General features: G+C 66.1%; 3 protein-coding genes. 2 read left to right on the forward strand and 1 reads right to left on the reverse strand.

Features of this window, described 5'->3' with window-relative positions; all coding sequences use genetic code 11:
* Positions 1–116 precede the first annotated feature (116 nt).
* On the reverse strand, positions 117–368 hold the full coding sequence (tatA, locus tag VIM19_11555; protein HEY5185512.1) for a Sec-independent protein translocase subunit TatA: 252 nt from the start codon (positions 366–368) through the stop codon (positions 117–119).
* Positions 369–870: 502 nt separating this feature from the next.
* Here tatA and VIM19_11560 point away from each other — a divergent pair.
* Together VIM19_11560 and VIM19_11565 are read left to right on the forward strand one after the other, a co-directional pair.
* Positions 871–2,166: a transposase gene (locus VIM19_11560; protein HEY5185513.1), complete on the forward strand. Its 1,296-nt coding sequence runs from the start codon at positions 871–873 to the stop codon at positions 2,164–2,166.
* Positions 2,167–2,290: 124 nt separating this feature from the next.
* Positions 2,291–3,280, forward strand: a complete 990-nt coding sequence (locus tag VIM19_11565; protein HEY5185514.1) for a site-specific integrase — start codon at positions 2,291–2,293, stop codon at positions 3,278–3,280.
* Positions 3,281–3,494 lie beyond the last annotated feature (214 nt).

The raw sequence follows: 3,494 nt of genomic DNA on the forward strand, positions 1-3,494 counted from the left end.
TGCGCCCTCTGAACCGATGTGGCGAATCGGTCTAGGTCCCGGCCGGTGGTCCCCCCGCCGCCGACCGTGGCCGTCTTTCTTTTCTATGTGGCTCAAGACGGCGACGGGTTGTACTTCTAGACTTCGGTGGGGTCGTCAGCCTGTGGCCGGGTCTTGTGGACAGTTTCGTCCTCGGCAGTGTGGCTGCGAGCGGGGCTGGACGTGGACTTGCCTCCGGTCTTGTTCTCGTCCATCTCGGACTTGAATATGCGCATCGACCGGCCAAGACCACGCGCGATGTCTGGCAGTCGCTTCCATCCGAAGAGGGCCACGACCACCAGGACGAGGATGACGGCGTGAGGGCCTTCGAAGAGATCTCTGAGGCCCATGGAGAACACCTTTCGTGACTGCGGCCCAAGACGTATCCGGTGCGATTGCACCATATAGTGGAGTTTCGCACTCTCAAGAGCCCCTGATGTAGGGCATCCCCGGGCTTTTTCGGGCGACACCCCGAGCCACTTCCCACCCCTCCTGGGTAGCCTTTGAAAGGCTGAGTCTGCACGCGGAGCGCGTGCAGGTGAGAGGGGTGTGGGAGATGGCTGATTCAGGCGCAAGCGGCTTCCCGCGGATGATCCGCGGGTCCGTCGTGGTGCAACGCCGACGTTGCGGCAAGACCAGCTGCCGCTGTACCGACGGGGTGTCGCTGCACGAGTCAACGGTGCTGAGCTACTCCGAGGATGGGCGCAACCGCACGATCATGTTGGCCTCTGATCAGGTTGGCCCTGTCCGTGCCGCCGTGGACCGGTATCGGGTGGCGCGGGCCAAGCTAGAGGTGGCAGGCAACGCCGGGCTCGCGGGGTTGCTCACCCGCGTCGCAGCCCGCCGGGGCCGGTGAGCTCCTGGACCGCGCTGCTCACTTCGGTCCGCCCGGTGTTCCGGGCGCCGAGCTTCGCGATCTTCACCGACCTCCTCACCGGCTGGGTGCTGGCGCCCGGCCGCCGGACCGTCACCGCGATGATCACCCTCGCCGACCCGGCAGGGGGTCGGGCGCATGACGCCTACCACCGGTTCCTGCGCGACGGCGTGTGGAACCTGCGCGGCCTGTGGCGGCTGCTGGCGACCCATGCCGTCACCAGGTTCGCCCCGACCGCAGTCATCAGCCTGGACTGTGATGACACCCTGTTCCACAAGAGCGGCCGGCAGGTCGCCGGTGCTGGGAACTTCCGCGACGCGGTGCGCTCGACCGGCCAGCGGGTCGTCTACGCGCTCGGCCTGAACCTGGTCGTGGTCACACTGCGCATCACCCCACCCTGGGGATCGATGCCGATCGCCATCCCGGTGAATGCCAGGCTGCACAAGAAGAAAGACCCCATCACGACCGTCGAACACGCCGCCCAGATGATGCGTGAGCTCGCGGCCTGGCTCCCGGACCGGCAGCTGCATCTGTGCGCCGACGGAGCCTACGCCTCGCTCGCGGGGGCCGAACTGCCCCGCACCCATGTCACCAGCCGGATGCGCAGGGACGCCGCCCTCTACGATCCCGCGCCGCCCCGGACCGGCAAACGCGGCCGGCCTCGCCTCAAAGGCCAGCGGCTGCCCACCCCACCCGAGATCGCCGCCCAAGCCCGCCCGCGCGACTGGCGTAAGGCCACCGTCGACGTCCGGGGCCACAAGCTCGAACGACTCATCCTGACCCGCGACGTCCTCTGGTACGGCGTCAACCCCAAAGACCTCGTCCACCTCGTCATCGTGCGCGACCCCAACAGCATCGAACCTGACGACTTCTTCATCACCACCGACCTGAGCGCCAGCGGCGCCGACACCGCGTCCCGCTACGCCGGGCGCTGGAGCATCGAGGTCTGCTTCCGGGACGTCAAGCAAGACCTCGGAGGCGAGAACCCCCAATCATGGAAACGCGAGGGACCGGAACGGGCCTCGTGCCTATCGCTGTGGCTACACGCCATGACCTGGTGCTGGTACCTCACCGAACACCCAGCCGGTGACACCTGGATCCCGCGTCCCTGGTACCCCCGCAAGGCCACCCCCAGCTTCCTCGACGCCCTCGCCGCACTCCGCCGCACCCTGTGGTCCCAACGAATTACCGCGATGTCAGCCGCGAGCACGCCCAATCAGCACAAGACCAAAATTACCGACGCGCTACTCGACACGCTCACCTACGCGGCCTGAGAGTGCGAAAGGCCACGGAGTAATACCAGTTATTCCGAGCTCGGAATAGCTGGTACCTGCAGGCCACCCCTGAACTGCTTGCACTGGCGGCGGCCCGCCTGCAGGACATAGAGCAGGTGGACTCATGAACACCCTGCCCACGCTGCTGCAGGGATTCTTCACCGACCGGCTGATCTGCCAGCGTCAAGCCAGCCCGCACACCATCGCCGCCTACCGCGACACCATGAAGCTGCTCCTGGGCTTCGCCGCCCGCAGCGCCCACAAGCAGCCCGCCGACCTGGAACTGGCCGACCTGGACGCGGTGATGATCGGGGCGTTCCTGACTCACCTGGAAGCCGACCGCGGCAACGCCGTGACCACCCGAAACGCGCGACTAGCGGCGATCCACGCACTGTTTCGCTACGCCGCCCTGAACGCCCCCGAGCACGCCGCCCTGATCGAGCGGGTCCTGGCCATACCCGCCAAACGCTGTGACCGGGCCATCATCGGCTACCTCACCCACCAGCAGGCCGCCTCGGTCCTTTCCGCACCCGACCGCTCAACGTGGCTCGGTCGCCGTGACCACGCGCTGCTCCTGCTCGCGATCCAAACCGGGCTGCGTGTCTCAGAACTAATCGCCCTACGCGTCCAGGACGTCCACCTCTGCACCGGTCCACACGTGCGGTGCCACGGGAAGGGACGCAAAGACCGCATCACCCCGCTCACCAAGACCACCGTGGCGGTCTTGCGTGTCTGGCTCGCCGAGCATGGCAGCCAACCCGACCAACCGCTCTTCACCACCGGTCGCGGCCAAGCCCTCAGCCGTGACGCCGTCCAAGGACTCGTGGCCAAACACGCCGCGACCGCGGCCCGGACCTGTCCGTCCCTGACCGGTCAGAAAGTCACCCCTCACACACTGAGGCATACCGCGGCCATGGCCCTACTTCAAGCAGGAGTTGACGTCACAGTTATCGCTCTATGGCTCGGCCACGAACAGGTTGATACAACACTGATCTATTTGAAAGCCGACCTCACCCTCAAACAAGCAGCTCTGGACCGGGTCACCCCACTGGACACGCCCCATGGCCGATACCACCCGCCCGATGCCGTCCTGGCCTTCCTCGACAGCCTATGAACATCGCTCCGACCAGCCGGATTATGCCGCGCGAAACAACCAGAAACCCTCCCACACAAAAGGTTCTCGGTCGACACGCGGCATAATCCGGTGCCCGACATAAGCGGACGACTTCGTGATCATGGTGGCCGGAACCAAAGCGCACGCGGACGGGCTGTGGGACGAAGTGGCTGAGGTGATCGCCCCTTTGGGGCTGCGCCTGTCAGTCGAAAAG

Source organism: Actinomycetes bacterium, from assembly GCA_036510875.1.
Taxonomy (GTDB): Bacteria; Actinomycetota; Actinomycetes; order Prado026; family Prado026; genus DATCDE01.